Below are 338 nucleotides of genomic sequence, written 5' to 3'. Positions count from 1 at the left end.
GAAGCCCGTGATGCTCGCCGGCTGCGGCGGATTCCTCGTGCTCACCTACCCGACGCTCATGCTCATGAACGCCGGCAACTTCTGGGCCGCCGCCGGCGCGATGGTGCTCCTCGGGCTGTTCATGGCGGCCTTCGACGGTGCGGTGAGCGCTGCGATGGCCGAGCTCTTCCCGACCGCGATCCGCTACGGGTCGATGGGCATCGCGTACAACATCAGCGTCGCGCTCTTCGGCGGGATCACGCCGTACTTCGCCACCTGGCTGATCACGGCGACGGGCAACACGTTCGCGCCGGCGTTCTACGTGATGGCGGCCGCGGCGATCACCGGGATCACGGTGC

At 68.3% G+C, this 338-nt stretch carries 1 pseudogene; it reads left to right on the top strand.

What is annotated here, in order from left to right:
• Nucleotides 1-338: pseudogene (locus tag BIV03_RS15845) on the top strand (MFS transporter); the annotation flags it as partial.

It is taken from the genome of Curtobacterium sp. MCBA15_016, from assembly GCF_001865105.1.
Taxonomy (GTDB): Bacteria; Actinomycetota; Actinomycetes; order Actinomycetales; family Microbacteriaceae; genus Curtobacterium.
The sequence above is the reverse complement of the archived record's forward strand: the minus strand, read 5'-3'. Positions and strand labels throughout refer to the sequence as shown.